The following is a 14,408-nucleotide window of genomic DNA, read 5'->3' as shown; positions in this document are numbered from 1 at the left end:
AAACAGTCCGGTTTGGCTATATGAAAGCACATAACAAAAACACTTAGTGCTCTTTTATATGACTTAACTGACCTGCGTTAAGATCATCAGCTGTAGTTTTTTCTGAGGATCCGGAATGTCTTAACGGTCTCACCGCCATCTGAGGTGAAGACGCAACAGGCGCCGCACTATTATTTATCACGCCCTCCTCTGCCCTCTCAGGAGAAAACACGGGGGCTGATAAATCAGCCTTTTCCTCTTCTGTCCGGGCAGCCGGCGCGGCCACCTGCCGTGCAGGCGCTGGCACAGCTGTTCCCATAGACGCAGGAGCAGTTACCGCTGTTTTCCCGGCAGATGTCTGATCAGTTTCAGCGGCGGCTGCTCTTACAGCCTCAGGGGTAAGAGACAGACCACGTAACACGGCACCATTTTTACCAAGCGGCAATGTTGTAACATTCCCGGCCTGTAAAACGATACCACCGGCATTACCTGTTGTCATGATGTAGGGGCCATTCTGCAACGGCACACTCCACACATCCCCGGGCTGCATTATATGGTCATATACCACATGACCCTGAGCATCTTTAACCTGTATCCAGCTGGCAGCCGTAGCACGAACACTCAGATCTTCCATGCTGCCTTCTGGTGCAGCCAGAGTTTCGGGGGATTGCACAGCCCCTGGGGAATTTTGCCCCTGTGGCACAGCAGAAGGCGGCACATCACCGGGCTGTGGTGAAGTTTCTGCAGCCGAATTATCAAATGGTTCAGCTGACGTTGCAGCTGGTGGCGCTTCATTTTTATCAGCCTGAGGAGGGGCTGGAATAACAGGTAATGAACCAGGCTCAGGCAAAAGAGACGCAACCTGAGGTGACGGTGCATGCGCCACTTTCTCCCCTGGAATAACCTGAGCAACAGGGGGAACATGTTCTGGCATAAGCGGGGTGTGGTCCATAAAATGGTACCAGCCTATATAAGCCCCGATAAGAACCACAATACCAAGAGAAACCGTAACGCGTGGCGGAATGCGCCGGTCAGGAGGCGGAGCCGGAAAAGTCAGCTCCGGGGCGCGTATAACAACGGAGCGCCGCTCCTGTTTATAGCAGCTCACAACGTGCCCGACATCAAAGCCCAGAGCCAGCGCATAAGATTTAAGGAAGCCAAGAGCATAGACCTCGGCAGGAAGATCCTGCGTACGCTCTGCTTCAAAAGCTTCAAGATAAATTATACGAATACGCAGCCACTCAGAAAGCTGAGGCAGTGTCCATCCAAGCTGCTCCCGACGCTTGCGCAGCGCGGGCCCTACCCTCAGGCTGTTAACATCAGGCAGCTCATGATAAACGACAGGGAGTTCTCCCTGTCCGGTGTCGGTATCATTGTCAGGCATCAGCATCCAGACGTCGCTTGCGGCGCACAATAGCCTCCAGCGCCTGGTCAACAAGATCTGCTATAATTTCAGCAACAGGCTGCACTGAACGAACCAGTCCGACAGACTGCCCCGCCATAACAGAACCGTGCTCAACGTCTCCGTCTATAACTGCGCGCCTGAGAGCACCAGCCCAGAAATGTTCAATTTCAAGCTGAGCTTCCTCACGAGTGAGGGCGCCACTCTGGAAACGGTTAATGACATCAGCCTGGTGCACGATAAACTGCTGGCTGCCTTCATTACTGAGACCACGCACAGGAATAACAGGAAAACGCGGGTCAAGCTGCACAGAAGCGACTGCATCACGGGCGTTGCCGCGCACAAAGGCCTTTTTAAACTTCTCGTGTGCAATGCTTTCTGATGCTGCAGCAAAACGTGTTCCAAGCTGCGCCCCTGATGCTCCCATATCAAGATAGGAGACCATCGCATCACCGCGACCAATTCCGCCGGCAACAAAAACCGGCACTTCTCTGATAACGGGGAGAATTTCCTGCGCAAGAACCGTCAGTGAAACAGGGCCGATATGTCCACCGGCTTCTGCGCCTTCGATAATCAGAGCATCGACACCCATCTTAATAAGACGCTTTGCAAGCACCAGAGCCGGCGCAAAGGCAATAACCTTGGCACCACCATCTTTTGCCGCCTTAATAGCCGCAGCTGGCGGAATGCCACCAGCAAGCACAATATGACCGACACTGTTTTTAAGACACACATCAACCAGCTCAGAGAGCTGAGGATGCATTGTAATCAGGTTTACGCCAAACGGGCGGTCAGTCATGGCGCGGGTTGCCAGAATTTCAGCCTCGAGCAACTCAGGCGACATCGCTCCGCAGGCAATAACCCCAAAACCACCGGCGTTGGAAATTGCTGAAACCAGATGACGCTCACTCAGCCACGACATGGCTCCACCGAGAATAGCGTATTCAGACCCCAGAAAAGCACTCCCCCGCTGACACGCACGGTGCAGGCTATGCCGTGCAAACTCTTTTTCAGTATCTGTCACAGGAGCGTAAATATTCTCTTCCATAACTTCAGACACCATCCAGACCGTAAGCGGTATGCAAGGCTCTGACAGCCAGCTCAGCATAATCAGCTGAAACCAGAACTGAAACCTTGATTTCGCTGGTTGAAATGACCTGGATATTAATAGAGCGCTCAGACAATGTGCGGAACATAGTGCTGGCAACGCCGGCATGAGAACGCATACCTGTACCAACAACACTGATTTTCACAACGTCATCATCAGTCAGAAGTTCTTCGTACTGGACATTATCATGCACAGATTCAAGCGTGCTGATTGCCCGGGGCAAGTCGGCTTTACCTGTTGTAAATGTCATATCAGTCGTACCGTCAGCACCTGTGCTCTGCACAATCATATCGACGTTCACGCCAGCCTCACTTAACGGACCGAAAATAGCAGCGGCGATCCCTGGACGATCAGGAATGCGTCTGACTGACACTTTGGCTTCATCACGCGAATATGCAATCCCGGTGACCAGTTTATCTTCCACTATTTCGTCCTCATCTACAACCAGAGAGCCTGGGAGCTTTCCTTCAACCAGGGCCTCTCCCTCTACAAAGCTAGACAGCACCTGAACGCGCACTCCCTCGCGCATCGCAAGCCCGACACTGCGTGTCTGCAACACTTTTGCCCCGACTGAAGCCAGCTCAAGCATTTCCTCATAAGTAATTTTATCGAGTTTACGAGCTTTAGCCACAATACGCGGGTCAGTCGTATAAATACCGTCAACATCGGTATAAATATCGCACCGGTCTGCTTTAACCGCGGCTGCAATCGCAACGGCGGATGTATCAGAGCCACCCCGCCCCAGCGTCGTTATACGCTGATCCGGGCCAATACCCTGAAACCCTGCGACGACAGGCACAATACCATCAGCCATATCAGCCAGCAGGCTTGTACCATCAACAGAAACAATCCCCGCTTTACCGTGAGCCGAATCGGTAACTAACGGAATCTGCCAGCCAGCCCGTGAACGTGACTTCACACCCAGTGCCTGCAAAGCAATGGCCAGAAGCCCGCTTGTCACCTGCTCGCCGGTAGCAACAATAGAATCATATTCTTTTGGGTCATGTAACGGAGATAGTGCGTTACAGTATCCAACCAGTTTATTGGTTTCACCGGCCATAGCAGAAACAACAACAACAACATCGCAGCCAGCATCTTTTTGCTGCTTAACGCGTGCGGCTACTGCTCTGATGCGCTCCAGATCACCTACGGACGTTCCGCCGAACTTCATCACGATCCGAGGTACGGAACCGGGCATAGTCTTCACTCCACTAAAAAACAGGCAAATCAGTGCTCTTTTAGTCTCTTACCGCTTCACATGCAGATATGAAAGACGCAAAAGGAGAGTTATGAAGCCTTGCAAGGCGCGCCACATACTCTTTAAACCCTCTCTCGTCCAGCGGGTAAGCTCCGCAGGAAAGGAATTTTTCACAGTATGACCACCTCCAGCTCCGATTCTTTCTCCTCCGTCGCTCCGGATGAAATCTCACGCTTTAGTGCTCTGGCTGAGAAATGGTGGGACCCACGCGGCCCTATGCGCCCGCTCCATGCCATGAACCCTTTACGTATCAGCTGGGCATGTCGCCATATACCGGTTCAGGGCCGGCATAGCAGACGGGTCTCAGCCCTTGATATTGGCTGCGGTGCGGGGCTGGCCAGCGAAGCTCTCGCTAAGGCAGGTCATAATGTGACGGGCCTGGATGCTTCAGCAAACGGCATTGCCGCCGCCAGAAAGCACCTGGAGACGTATCCGCTGCCACGGGGTGCCGGCTCACTGTCTTACCGTGAAGGCAGCGCAGAAGAGCTTGCAAAAGAGGGCGCAAAATTTGACGCTGTCATAGCGTTCGAAATTATTGAGCACGTTACTGACCCGGCAGCTTTTATGGCCACACTCTCTCAGCTGCTTGAACCAGGTGGCACGCTCATTGTCTCGACAATGAACCGCACTCTCAGCTCACTTGCGGTTGGTAAAATCGGCGCTGAATATTTACTCCGCCTGCTACCCACCGGCACACACACGTGGAAAAAATTTGTCACCCCGGCAGAACTGGGTCGTTACGCACGGGCTGCCGGCCTTACAATTGAAGCTATTGCCGGCATGAGCCCCACAATAACGGGAGACTGGAAAGAAAGCCGCAACCTGAGTATCAATTATATCGCAGCTTTCAGAAAACTCTGAAAGCTGCGAGAGCATATGCCTGTCAGGCTGCGGGCAGCCTGAGAAAAGCAAAACATGTGGGACTGCCTGCTGGCGTAAAGTCCCACGTGAAGCTTATTTTCCCGGTCGTTTTATCAACACGGAACGAAGTGATCGTATCGCTGCGCTGGTTGGCTACATAGAGATAGCTGCCAGAAGGATCAAAGCTCAGCGCACGGCCATAATCTGCATGTGTCCAAATTTCATCAACCAGCGTTAAACCGCCATCCTTTGCCATCTGAAACACTGCGAGTGAATCACCAAGCCGGTTAGAAACATAAAGGAAGCGCTCATCTGGCGATAAAACAATACCAGCAGCCAGAGTACTTCCTTTAAAGTGAGCCGTAACTGTACTGACTGTCTGCCTCGGCGCAATTTTACCGGTATCAGGGTCAAAATCAGCAACAACAACTTTAGAATCCTGTTCACACAGAATATAAAGCCGCCTGCCATCTGAGCTAAAACAAAAATGGCGTGGAGCAGAGCCCGGCGTCATATTGGTGAAAGGCACAGCTGCCGGCTTAAGGTGGCCCGTATCGAGGTCGATCGTCCAGACATACATACGATCAAGGCCAGCATCAGCGACCAGAACAAACTTACCTGTCGGATCAGCCTGCACCATATGCGGATGCGCGGAGGAGTGATCACTGACCGCAAAATTACCTGTCGGGTTATCAGCCGCCCTGTCAGGCATTCTCGGGCCGGAATCATGTATCAGCTCGGTTGTATGCCCCAGTGACCCATCCGCCAGAACGTGAATAACACTCACGGTTCCACCGGTATAATTGGCAATAAATACATATCGCCCCGAAGGGTGCACACTGACATAAGCGGGGTCTGCCCCGCCGGACGCAACCGTATTCAGCTTGGTCAGGGCTGCCGTTTCATGATTGACAGAAAACGCTGTGACAGAGCCACTATGCGTTGTGTCAAAGTCACTGACCTCACTGACGGCGTATAAAAAACGTTTATCGGGAGAGAGCACGATATAAGACGGGCTGTCTATATCGGTAAACGTCATGACATTCGTCAGCGAACCGGTTTCAGAATTCATTTCGAAAACTGTAATACCTGCCCCGTTCCCGCCGGGCGGACCATGCTTTGTATATGCCCCGAGATAGCAGAATGTTTTCTGCTTTGATGGCGTAGTATCCTGCTCCGGCGCTTTTGCTGTATCATCCGCAGCAAAAGCACTGTGACTCCCGGCCACAGCTACGCCAGCCAGTCCTCCCAGCCCAAACAGCCGGCGAGAAAGAGAATTTTTCATTTAACGCGTTACCTTCACCCTTGATATCAAGGCAGCATCTTACATTCTGGCCCAATTTTCCCCGGTGTCTGATAACGGCTCCAGACCTGCGTCTCACCAAAAAGAGGCAAGCCTATATAGCCACGCAGCTTGAGCACATTATGTGAGGAGAGCCATATCTGAGCCTGATAAACAGCCCCGCTGTCGGGATCAAGAATTTTCCCGGACCACCGCTTACCGTCAGTCGGTTTAAAATCTGTCAGCATCAGCAGGTTACATTCTGACTTGCCATTTTTGTCACGGGGCACATTTGTGCCTTCGTACTGCAGTGCAACAAGGCGACCACATAATTTATCGCCGCATTCCTCCAGCCTGAACACACCATCCCGTTCCTGGCTCAGCCAGTATCCGTGAAGAGCCGCTTTATCAGACTGAGAAATACTTTTTGCCTGCACTGCAGCAGAACCAAATGGCATAACTGCACCGACACAAGCCAGAGCGGTTACCATCAGCGTAATAAAACATCTTTTTTTTCTGACCACTCTGACCTCACTCCATCTTCCGGAAGTATAACCTGCCGTCAGGACAGACAGTGACACTTCAACACCGCATCCTGCTGCACTCCTGACGATCAACCAGTTTTATGAAAGCACATTCAGCATATTAATATAAACTAATTAATACCCAGCAAATTATCGAGCTTGCCTGCACGATCGAGGCCCATCAGCTCTGTGCAGCCACCCAGAGCCTGATCACCGATAAAAATCTGCGGTACAGTCTGTGCTCCACCTGAACGCTCAATAGCCTCCTGACGCTCAGCCGTGCCACGAGGAGCGTTAATTTCTTTCATTTCCACACCCTTGCTTCGCAGCAGATCAACCGCACGCACACAGTAAGGGCACCCCGGCTGGGTATAAATTTCTACGACTGGCATTACGCCCCCTTTTAAAAAAAAATCACAGGTGGCTTCATAAGTAGTGAAAAAATCATTCGTCTTCCAGAATGGATAACCCGAAATCTGCATTTTTTTGCAAAACCACACGTGCAGCAACCAGCAAAAACACCGAACGCACTCCGGCCTGTAACAATGCCTTCGTACAGGCCGAAGCCGTTGCTCCGGTCGTGAGCAGATCATCCACCAGTACAACGTCACGCCCGGCCATATCTGACACATAAGCAGAACGAACAGTGATAGCCCCTTCCATCTCCTGCTGTCGTTCCGCTTTCGTAAAGCCCGCAAGTCGCCCTGTGACACGGCGCCTCTCAAGGCCGTCAGGCAAACATCTGAGCTTCGCACAACGGGCAACAGCCCACGCCAGCAACGCAGCCTGATTATAACGCCTTTCCATCAGGCGTTTTTTATGGACAGGAACCGGTATAACCAGGGATCCCTGGCGCAAAACGTCTTCTCCTGCCTGCCACATATAACGCCCGGCAAAGCTGGCATACTCAGGGCGATCCGCATATTTAAGACGCAATAATAAGTCCCGTGCTGTTTTTTCATATACAAATGCTGAACGTGCAGCATGCCAGGGGGGAGGATGCTGTACACATTCAAGGCACTCCCCTTCTGCATTCAGACACTCTGCGGAAGATTGCGGCAAAGCGCATCTGACACAAAATGGCTGACCAACTGACACAAGATGCGCAAAACAGCCTGCACACAGAAGACCTGACTGCTGTATTTCCTCACCACACAGAAGACACGCAGGCGGAAAAATAACATCTATGCCAGCAAGCGTTGCTTTTCTGGCCAATACTGACAGCTTGCTCCATACTACATGTCTGCTCATTTTACTCTCTCAGTTCTGAAAGCGTGTCTCTGAGACTATGCAAGCTCCTATTATTTTCGATCGCAAAGCAATACGCCAGCATAAAGACAGGGCAGCAGATACTCTGCATCATGTTGCCCCTGTTTTTGAGGCTGCGGCTGATATTCTTCTCGACAGGCTGAATGATATAACGCGCACGTTTGATACGGCCCTTGATATCGGTGGCAAGGGATTTATTGCACCACATCTCGCCGCAAAAGGTATCTCTGTCGTGCAGTGCGAAAGCAGCCTTAAACTAGCGAGAGCCACATCCTCCCGAAGCTGGCACACCCTCTGCGCTGATGAGGAACAGCTTCCCTTTGCGTCTGAAAGTTTTGACCTGGTAACGGCCAGCCTGTCGCTGCACAGCATTAATGACCTTCCCGGCACCTTATCGCAAATACGCCACATATTGCGCCCTGATGGCCTGTTACTCGCCAGTATTCCCATACTGCCAACGCTGCGCCCGTTAAAACAGGCACTGGAAAACGCGGAGCTGGCTCTGTGCGACGGCCTTTCGCCCCGCGTTGCACCTTTGCCAACACAGCACAGCTGCGCAGCACTTTTGCAACGCTGCGGCTTTGCTTTGCCCGTTGTGGATACTGAAATTATACCCCTGCGCTACAAATCGCTCACTGGCCTGCTGCAGGATTTACGCCATGCCGGAGAGAATAATGCTCTGGCATTTCGTAGTAAAAAAATACCACCACGCATGCTGTTCCCCGCGGCAGACGCTGAAATAACCTATGATGAAGACGGTCGCTTCGCCATGCCGCTGCATATGGCAGTACTGACAGCCTGGAGCCCTGCCCCGACACAACCCAAGCCGCTGCAACCCGGACAGTTTACCCACTCTCTGGAAAGCGCGCTGAACGCAGCCCACCCGGACAAAGAATAAAATTACCGTCTTTAACCGCCGGTTACGCTCATATGCCGGGCCGGCCCCGACACTCTGCCCATTTTTTCATCAAGCAAAAAAGTGTGACCTGTGGGCTTACGGGAAATCGCTTCTTCGATACCCGTCAGAATAGCGGCATCATCACCGCCGCTGCGCATAATCTCACGCAGGTCTATACCATCCTCCTGGCCAAGGCAGGTATAGAGACGCCCCGTGCATGAAAGTCGTACACGGTTACAGCTACTGCAGAAATTATGACTCATCGGGGTAATAAACCCGATGCGCTGCCCGGTTTTTTCAACGCGCATATACCGTGCAGGCCCGCCTGTTCTGTCGCTCAGGGGGGTAAGAGACCAGCGTGTACGCAACTGCTCCTGCACCCGTGAGAGCGGCAGGTAAGAAGCTGTGCGATCCTCGCCTGTTTCCCCCATAGGCATGGTTTCAATAAGACAGAGATCAGCACCAATTTCGCCACACCATGACAGCAGCGCGTCAAATTCGTCATCATTGACGCCGGCCATCGCCACGGTATTAATGCGCACGGCAAGACCCGCTGCCCGCGCAGCACGAATACCATTCAGCGTAGTTGCCAGATGCCCCCGGCGCGTGATTTGCCTGAAACGCACATCATCCAGAGTATCAAGACTAACATTAACCCGCCTGACGCCCGCCTTATATAAAAGCTCAGCATAATCGGCCAGCAGAGTGCCATTTGTGGTAAGGGTCAGTTCATCGAGCATACCCTGCTGATCGGAATGATGCAGCCATTGCCCAAGCTCTGTGAAAAACTCTCCTATGTCACGCCTGACCAGAGGCTCCCCCCCGGTAATACGCAAGCGCCTGACACCCTGGCGGATAAAAACACGCGATAACCGCAGAAGCTCCTCGAAAGACAAAACATCTTCACGAGGCAAAAAACGCATGTTCTCAGACATGCAGTAAACACACCGCATATCACAGCGATCTGTCACCGAAACGCGCAGGTAGGAGATATGTCGACCATCACGGTCGGTCAAAGAGGACACCATAGGTCCTTTAAGTAACAAAAAAGCTGACCGTTGTCGAAAAATTTAATGTGCCGACGACTGACATAACACAACTATATAAATGCGTTATGTCAGTCGTTCAGCCAGTTTCAGCACGCTGACTGAAATATATGCATATCAGCTATATTTTTTAAGAAACTCTTTAACCTCGCCGGCAAGATCAGGGCGATCAAGCGAGAACGCAATCTGCGCTTCAAGGAAGCCGATTTTATTACCACAGTCAAAACGCTCGCCTTCATAGCGCAGGCCATGGAAAGGTGCTTCACCAATGGTTTTTGCCATAGCATCTGTCAGCTGGACTTCACCACCGGCACCTTTTTCAAGCTTAGCCAGGTGCTTCATCACGTCAGCCGTCAGAATGTACCGTCCGATGACTGACAGATTAGAAGGAGCGTCTTCAGGCTTTGGTTTTTCAACAAGCCCCTGCACTTCAACCAGACGGCCGTCGTCTTTACCGGTTTTGAGAATACCATAACGATTGGTATGCGCGCGCGGCACTTCTGTCACGGCAACAACACTGCCACCTGTCTGATAATAGGCATCAGCCAGCTGTTTCATGCAGGGAACGCCGGATTTAACAATGTCATCTGGCAGCAAAATAGCAAACGGGTCATCACCGATAAAGCTGCGGGCACACCAGATAGCATGACCCAGCCCAAGCGGCTCCTGCTGACGCACGGCAACGAGGGATCCTGCCTCGATCGAGCTGGGCTCAAGGGCTTTAAGTGCATCAGTCTTGTTACGCTCACGCAGTGTAGACTCAAGCTCATAAGCAATATCAAAATAGTCAATCAGCGAATCTTTGCCACGACCTGTGATAAGGCAAAACTCTTCAATCCCGGCAGCGCGTGCTTCATCAATGGCATACTGAATGAGCGGACGGTCAACAACCGTCAGCATTTCTTTTGGCATGGCTTTGGTCGCCGGCAAAAAGCGCGTACCCAACCCTGCTACCGGCAGGACTGCTTTACGTAAAGGCTTAGGTCTGGACACGAATACAACACCTTAAAGAATTTAAAGTTTAAATCCGGCACGTCACACGCATCAAAGCTTTTAGCAGCACTGTCACAACGAACAGGGGCAGAGCAACATGCTCCCGCAGTTCGACACAGAAACGAACACAGGAAGTAATTTGATAAACATATAATGAGGAAATTAAAAGGCAGGATCGTATGACAGTTAAAAAAACTGATATTTTTTCGTATAAAAAAGGCAAAAAAAAACAGGCCTGAAGCCCGCTTTTTTTGTAACATTTTCAGTTAAATGGTGCGGCCGAGAAGACTCGAACTTCCACGGGGTATTCCCCCACAAGCACCTCAAGCTTGCGCGTCTACCATTCCGCCACGGCCGCACATGTTAACCTGTATCAGAAACTCCGACACCGTGTTACTGAAGAGGCGTATAACCCAACACGTATCAGGCCGCAATGACCAAAAAGCATTTTTTATGGGAAATAAGCAAAAAAACTATTTCCTACCCGTTTGCCTTCAGTCGCATGCAGGAAATCTCTCAGAAAATCAGGCAGGAAGGTGCGGCAGAACGCGTATGGCTGCTTGAACACCCCCCCCTCTATACAGCAGGTACATCAGCAAAGCAGGAGGACCTGTTTAACCCGCAAAATTACCCCACTTATGATGCCGGGCGCGGCGGGCAATGGACTTATCATGGCCCGGGCCAGAGAATCGCTTACGTGATGATGGACCTGCAAAAGCAGCACGGTACCATCCCTCCGCGTGATTTACGCGCTTATGTTCACGGCCTTGAAAAATGGGTTATCAGCACGCTTTCAGACCTTGGTGCAAAAGGCGAATGTCGTGACGGACGGGTTGGCGTATGGGTTACCGACCCCAAAACCGGCAAAGAGGAAAAAATTGCCGCTATTGGCGTAAGGGTCTCCCGCTGGGTCAGCTGGCATGGCGTTTCCATCAACCTGTCACCTGATCTGAATGATTTTGACGGTATTGTACCGTGCGGTATTCGTGAATATGGCGTCACCAGCCTGCAAAAGCTCGGACTTTCTTATACAAAGACACAGCTTGACCAGGCACTAATGAAAAACTGGGCAAAGATTTTCGGATCCCTGCCCTCTGCCTTTACCCCTGTTGAAGAAGATGAACCTCAAGCGTACGCCTGCGCTCATCCGTCACATGAATATCAGACAGGCTAAGTGTATTGTTTGAATCGGCAAATGTCAGTGTCACCAGCCCCTGGGAAGGATTAGCTGCTCTTGCAAGCGAGATCTGCAAAACACCAGGCTGCTGCCTGACGTCAGTCACCATCACAGCACCTGAAAGCACAATGGGGTTGCCCATCAGTAATCCAAGCGGATTATGCGCAAGCCCCATACTGGTTTCAGAGCCATTCTGCCCATCTTTATACACAGCATGCAGCCCTCTGGCTTTCAGCTCTGTGCCCGGGGGATCCTGATAAAACAGATACAGATAGCCAGGGCTGTAGGTCAGTTGCCCCATGCCTGTTGCACCATCAGGCCATAGCTGCGTAAACGGCACGGCATTAAGGTGCACAGTGCGTAAATACTGCTCGACGCGGTTAATCTGCACCTGCCTGCCAGCATCAGACGGCTTTTTTGTGCCCGCACAACCAGCCAGACTGAGCATCCCGCTCCATACCAGAACCTGACGACGAGACACTCTCTCCGCAGATATCACGTCGGACATGCTGCATCCTCCTCAGGTGTACGCAGCACCATCGCGAGGGCGTGCAAACCACTATCAAATTCAGGCTGAAGAATTTCATGCACCTTCCTGAAACGGTTAACACGGCTGACCCCTTCAAAGGCCGGACTGACCATCAGCAGACGAAAATGTGTCTCTGTTGCATTCTCTCCTGGTCCACGCGCCATCGGCGCATGATGTGCATGACGACTGCTTTCATCAAAAATTTCTAATTTCTGCGCACCAAAAAATTCACTCAGCTTTTCACGAACACGTACAGAACGGGGGCCTGACGCCTCCTGCCCTGAAGCTTTACGACCAGAACCACTCATATCTTTCCCCTTGCACTGAAGCCTTCATAACGCACATAACCGCAGATGATGAAGCAAAGGAATACCCGACATAAAGCATTCGACCCTGATCCGGATGCACCACAACGATGCTGCGATATGCCTGACTGTACAGAACAGGCAGGATATCGGGCTCCTCGCTCGCGCGATACGCTCAACCAGTATTTCTGGTTTTGCCTCCCGCATGTCCGTGAATATAATTCACGCTGGGACTATTATAAGGGGATGAGCCCGGGGCAGATTGAAGCCCACCTGCGCGCTGATGTATCGTGGGAGCGCCCGTCATGGGCCTTCGGGCAAAGCGCGGCACGCCCAAAACATACACGATTTAATGAAGAGGATGTGCTTGACCCGCTCAACATCCTCAACCGCAGCCGTCAGGCCCGGGCTGAGCAATACCGCAGAAACGCCACGCCACGCGCACCGGCAGAACTGCGCGAACATCTGGCAATACTGGGGCTGAACTGGCCTCTGACCCTGACCGATGCGAAAGCGCGTTATCGTGACCTGGCCCGCAAATACCACCCTGACCGCAATAACGGAGACCGCCAGGCTGAGGAACGCCTGAAAGATATTAATATTTCCTATACAATAGTTAAGGCGCACCTTGATGTCTGAGGGGCTCGAAAAAATACACAAGCCGTGGCATGCTCCCCTCATGCGTTCTTAAAGATCAGCACAGGCAGAGGCTGCATCGTTTTTTCCAACACCACACGCACAAGATGGATAAAGAATGACCGATTCTTTCATTTCTGATTCAGCGGATTCACTTCCTCCTATTTCCGTTCTTTCTGCCCCTGACCTCGAAGTGTCCGCGCGTGACGTCTTTGGTATTGATGCAGACTTTAAAGTGCCGGCCTATTCTGTTCGCACCGAACATGTACCCGATATCGACCCGGCTTATCTGTTCGACCACGATACCACCCTCGCCATTCTGGCAGGTTTTGCCTGCAACCGTCGCGTTATGGTGCAGGGTTTTCATGGTACTGGTAAATCATCCCATATTGAGCAGGTTGCCGCCCGTCTGAACTGGCCCTGTATCCGTATCAACCTCGACAGCCACGTCTCGCGTATTGACCTGATTGGCAAAGATGCCATCGTGGTCAGAGACGGTCAGCAGATCACTGAGTTTCAGGAAGGCCTGCTGCCCTGGTGCCTGCGCCACCCCTGCGCTCTGGTGTTTGATGAATATGATGCCGGCCGCCCTGATGTGATGTTCGTTATTCAGCGCGTACTCGAAATAGAAGGTCACCTGACATTACTTGATCAGAATCGGGTGCTGAAGCCACACCCATGGTTCCGCATCTTTGCCACGACCAACACTATTGGCCTGGGCGACACAACCGGCCTGTATCACGGCACGCAGCAGATCAATCAGGGGCAGATGGATCGCTGGAACATTGTTACCTCACTCAACTACCTGCCCCATGCACAGGAAGTCGGGATCATTCTTTCCCGCATGAAAACCGACCCGCAGAACAAAGAGGCCCGCAACACGATAGAAAGCATGGTTGCACTGGCAAACCTGATCCGCGCTGGTTTTATGGCAGGCGACCTCTCTACTGTCATGTCACCGCGTGCAGTCATTACATGGGCTGAAAACGAACGTATTTTTAAAGATATTGCTTTTGCCTTCCGCGTCACATTCCTCAATAAATGTGATGAAGCTGAACGCAATATCGTTGCTGAATATTATCAGCGCTGCTTTAACACCAGTCCGTTTGCAAAATAAGGATGCCTGCGTTTTCTGAAAGAA

At 51.8% G+C, this 14,408-nt stretch carries 16 protein-coding genes and 1 tRNA gene; 5 read left to right on the top strand and 12 right to left on the bottom strand.

Annotation, left to right across the window (positions count from 1 at the left end):
• Positions 1-43: 43 nt before the first annotated feature.
• Genes HK11_RS04605 through HK11_RS04595 form a run of 3 tightly spaced genes read right to left on the bottom strand, consistent with a single transcriptional unit; the run spans position 44 to position 3,687 of the window.
• Positions 44-1,363 (bottom strand): helix-turn-helix domain-containing protein, encoded by a 1,320-nt coding sequence (locus HK11_RS04605; RefSeq protein WP_086554235.1) that lies wholly within the window; start codon positions 1,361-1,363, stop codon positions 44-46.
• Positions 1,356-2,444 (bottom strand): nitronate monooxygenase family protein, encoded by a 1,089-nt coding sequence (locus tag HK11_RS04600; protein WP_086554163.1) that lies wholly within the window; start codon positions 2,442-2,444, stop codon positions 1,356-1,358. The genes HK11_RS04605 and HK11_RS04600 overlap by 8 nt, the downstream gene beginning before the upstream one ends.
• Entirely contained in the window at positions 2,434-3,687 is a 1,254-nt protein-coding gene (locus tag HK11_RS04595) for an aspartate kinase (RefSeq protein WP_086554162.1), read from the bottom strand. Before HK11_RS04595 ends, HK11_RS04600 begins: the two co-directional genes overlap by 11 nt.
• Before the next feature lie 177 nt (positions 3,688-3,864).
• On the opposite strand from HK11_RS04595, the gene ubiG reads away from it, so the two are divergent.
• Positions 3,865-4,608, top strand: coding sequence for a bifunctional 2-polyprenyl-6-hydroxyphenol methylase/3-demethylubiquinol 3-O-methyltransferase UbiG (ubiG, locus tag HK11_RS04590; RefSeq protein WP_086554161.1), 744 nt, complete (start codon positions 3,865-3,867; stop codon positions 4,606-4,608).
• Between the two features lie 22 nt (positions 4,609-4,630).
• On the opposite strand, the gene HK11_RS04585 is transcribed toward ubiG, so the two are convergent.
• From HK11_RS04585 to HK11_RS04570, 4 genes are all read right to left on the bottom strand, one after another.
• A complete protein-coding gene (locus HK11_RS04585) occupies positions 4,631-5,893 on the bottom strand; it encodes a lactonase family protein (RefSeq protein WP_086554160.1) in 1,263 nt (420 codons plus the stop codon).
• 26 nt (positions 5,894-5,919) lie between these two features.
• On the bottom strand, positions 5,920-6,471 hold the full coding sequence (locus HK11_RS04580; RefSeq protein WP_233133311.1) for a DUF2147 domain-containing protein: 552 nt from the start codon (positions 6,469-6,471) through the stop codon (positions 5,920-5,922).
• 74 nt (positions 6,472-6,545) lie between these two features.
• Positions 6,546-6,806 (bottom strand): glutaredoxin 3, encoded by a 261-nt coding sequence (grxC, locus tag HK11_RS04575; RefSeq protein ID WP_086554159.1) that lies wholly within the window; start codon positions 6,804-6,806, stop codon positions 6,546-6,548.
• A gap of 52 nt (positions 6,807-6,858) precedes the next feature.
• Positions 6,859-7,665, bottom strand: coding sequence for a ComF family protein (locus tag HK11_RS04570; RefSeq protein WP_086554158.1), 807 nt, complete (start codon positions 7,663-7,665; stop codon positions 6,859-6,861).
• A 37-nt stretch (positions 7,666-7,702) separates the two neighbouring features.
• Here HK11_RS04570 and HK11_RS04565 point away from each other — a divergent pair, with 37 nt between their 5' ends.
• On the top strand, positions 7,703-8,581 hold the full coding sequence (locus HK11_RS04565) for a methyltransferase domain-containing protein (RefSeq protein WP_086554157.1): 879 nt from the start codon (positions 7,703-7,705) through the stop codon (positions 8,579-8,581).
• Between the two features lie 11 nt (positions 8,582-8,592).
• Here the strand turns inward: HK11_RS04565 and moaA are convergent, their stop codons facing one another.
• The 3 genes from moaA to HK11_RS04550 form a co-directional block, all read right to left on the bottom strand.
• Positions 8,593-9,609 (bottom strand): GTP 3',8-cyclase MoaA, encoded by a 1,017-nt coding sequence (moaA, locus tag HK11_RS04560; RefSeq protein ID WP_086554156.1) that lies wholly within the window; start codon positions 9,607-9,609, stop codon positions 8,593-8,595.
• Between the two features lie 135 nt (positions 9,610-9,744).
• The gene (gene galU / locus HK11_RS04555; RefSeq protein ID WP_086554155.1) at positions 9,745-10,620 is read right to left on the bottom strand and encodes a UTP--glucose-1-phosphate uridylyltransferase GalU; all 876 of its coding nucleotides are present in this window, start codon (positions 10,618-10,620) and stop codon (positions 9,745-9,747) included.
• A gap of 271 nt (positions 10,621-10,891) precedes the next feature.
• A tRNA-Leu gene (locus HK11_RS04550) sits at positions 10,892-10,978 on the bottom strand.
• 75 nt (positions 10,979-11,053) lie between these two features.
• On the opposite strand from HK11_RS04550, the gene lipB reads away from it, so the two are divergent.
• Entirely contained in the window at positions 11,054-11,794 is a 741-nt protein-coding gene (gene lipB / locus HK11_RS04545; protein WP_086554154.1) for a lipoyl(octanoyl) transferase LipB, read from the top strand.
• Here lipB and HK11_RS04540 read toward each other — a convergent pair.
• Together HK11_RS04540 and HK11_RS04535 are read right to left on the bottom strand one after the other, a co-directional pair.
• Positions 11,721-12,305 carry a hypothetical protein gene (locus tag HK11_RS04540; RefSeq protein ID WP_086554153.1) on the bottom strand — a complete coding sequence of 195 codons (585 nt, stop codon included), beginning with the start codon at positions 12,303-12,305 and terminating at the stop codon, positions 11,721-11,723. The two genes, lipB and HK11_RS04540, sit on opposite strands and share 74 nt — an antisense overlap.
• The gene (locus HK11_RS04535; RefSeq protein WP_086554152.1) at positions 12,293-12,634 is read right to left on the bottom strand and encodes a BolA family transcriptional regulator; all 342 of its coding nucleotides are present in this window, start codon (positions 12,632-12,634) and stop codon (positions 12,293-12,295) included. Before HK11_RS04535 ends, HK11_RS04540 begins: the two co-directional genes overlap by 13 nt.
• Positions 12,635-12,679: 45 nt before the next feature.
• Here HK11_RS04535 and HK11_RS04530 point away from each other — a divergent pair, with 45 nt between their 5' ends.
• Positions 12,680-13,270, top strand: coding sequence for a J domain-containing protein (locus HK11_RS04530; protein ID WP_086554151.1), 591 nt, complete (start codon positions 12,680-12,682; stop codon positions 13,268-13,270).
• A gap of 115 nt (positions 13,271-13,385) precedes the next feature.
• Entirely contained in the window at positions 13,386-14,384 is a 999-nt protein-coding gene (locus tag HK11_RS04525) for an AAA family ATPase (protein ID WP_086554150.1), read from the top strand.
• Positions 14,385-14,408: the final 24 nt, after the last annotated feature.

It is taken from the genome of Acetobacter sp. DmW_043, from assembly GCF_002153485.1.
Taxonomy (GTDB): Bacteria; Pseudomonadota; Alphaproteobacteria; order Acetobacterales; family Acetobacteraceae; genus Acetobacter; species Acetobacter thailandicus.
Note: the sequence above shows the minus strand (reverse complement) of the source record. Positions and strands in the feature narration are given on the sequence as shown.

What these genes read in the sequence shown, in the direction of transcription:
- HK11_RS04585 (WP_086554160.1), bottom strand. Translation starts at nt 5,893, where the DNA reads ATGAAAAATTCTCTTTCTCGCCGGCTGTTTGGGCTGGGAGGACTGGCT.
- HK11_RS04570 (WP_086554158.1), bottom strand. Translation starts at nt 7,665, where the DNA reads ATGAGCAGACATGTAGTATGGAGCAAGCTGTCAGTATTGGCCAGAAAA.
- HK11_RS04565 (WP_086554157.1), top strand. Translation starts at nt 7,703, where the DNA reads ATGCAAGCTCCTATTATTTTCGATCGCAAAGCAATACGCCAGCATAAA.
- HK11_RS04595 (WP_086554162.1), bottom strand. Translation starts at nt 3,687, where the DNA reads ATGCCCGGTTCCGTACCTCGGATCGTGATGAAGTTCGGCGGAACGTCC.
- moaA (WP_086554156.1), bottom strand. Translation starts at nt 9,609, where the DNA reads ATGGTGTCCTCTTTGACCGACCGTGATGGTCGACATATCTCCTACCTG.
- HK11_RS04605 (WP_086554235.1), bottom strand. Translation starts at nt 1,363, where the DNA reads ATGCCTGACAATGATACCGACACCGGACAGGGAGAACTCCCTGTCGTT.
- HK11_RS04530 (WP_086554151.1), top strand. Translation starts at nt 12,680, where the DNA reads ATGATGAAGCAAAGGAATACCCGACATAAAGCATTCGACCCTGATCCG.
- HK11_RS04535 (WP_086554152.1), bottom strand. Translation starts at nt 12,634, where the DNA reads ATGAGTGGTTCTGGTCGTAAAGCTTCAGGGCAGGAGGCGTCAGGCCCC.
- ubiG (WP_086554161.1), top strand. Translation starts at nt 3,865, where the DNA reads ATGACCACCTCCAGCTCCGATTCTTTCTCCTCCGTCGCTCCGGATGAA.
- HK11_RS04540 (WP_086554153.1), bottom strand. Translation starts at nt 12,305, where the DNA reads ATGTCCGACGTGATATCTGCGGAGAGAGTGTCTCGTCGTCAGGTTCTG.
- lipB (WP_086554154.1), top strand. Translation starts at nt 11,054, where the DNA reads ATGACCAAAAAGCATTTTTTATGGGAAATAAGCAAAAAAACTATTTCC.
- HK11_RS04525 (WP_086554150.1), top strand. Translation starts at nt 13,386, where the DNA reads ATGACCGATTCTTTCATTTCTGATTCAGCGGATTCACTTCCTCCTATT.
- HK11_RS04600 (WP_086554163.1), bottom strand. Translation starts at nt 2,444, where the DNA reads ATGGTGTCTGAAGTTATGGAAGAGAATATTTACGCTCCTGTGACAGAT.
- grxC (WP_086554159.1), bottom strand. Translation starts at nt 6,806, where the DNA reads ATGCCAGTCGTAGAAATTTATACCCAGCCGGGGTGCCCTTACTGTGTG.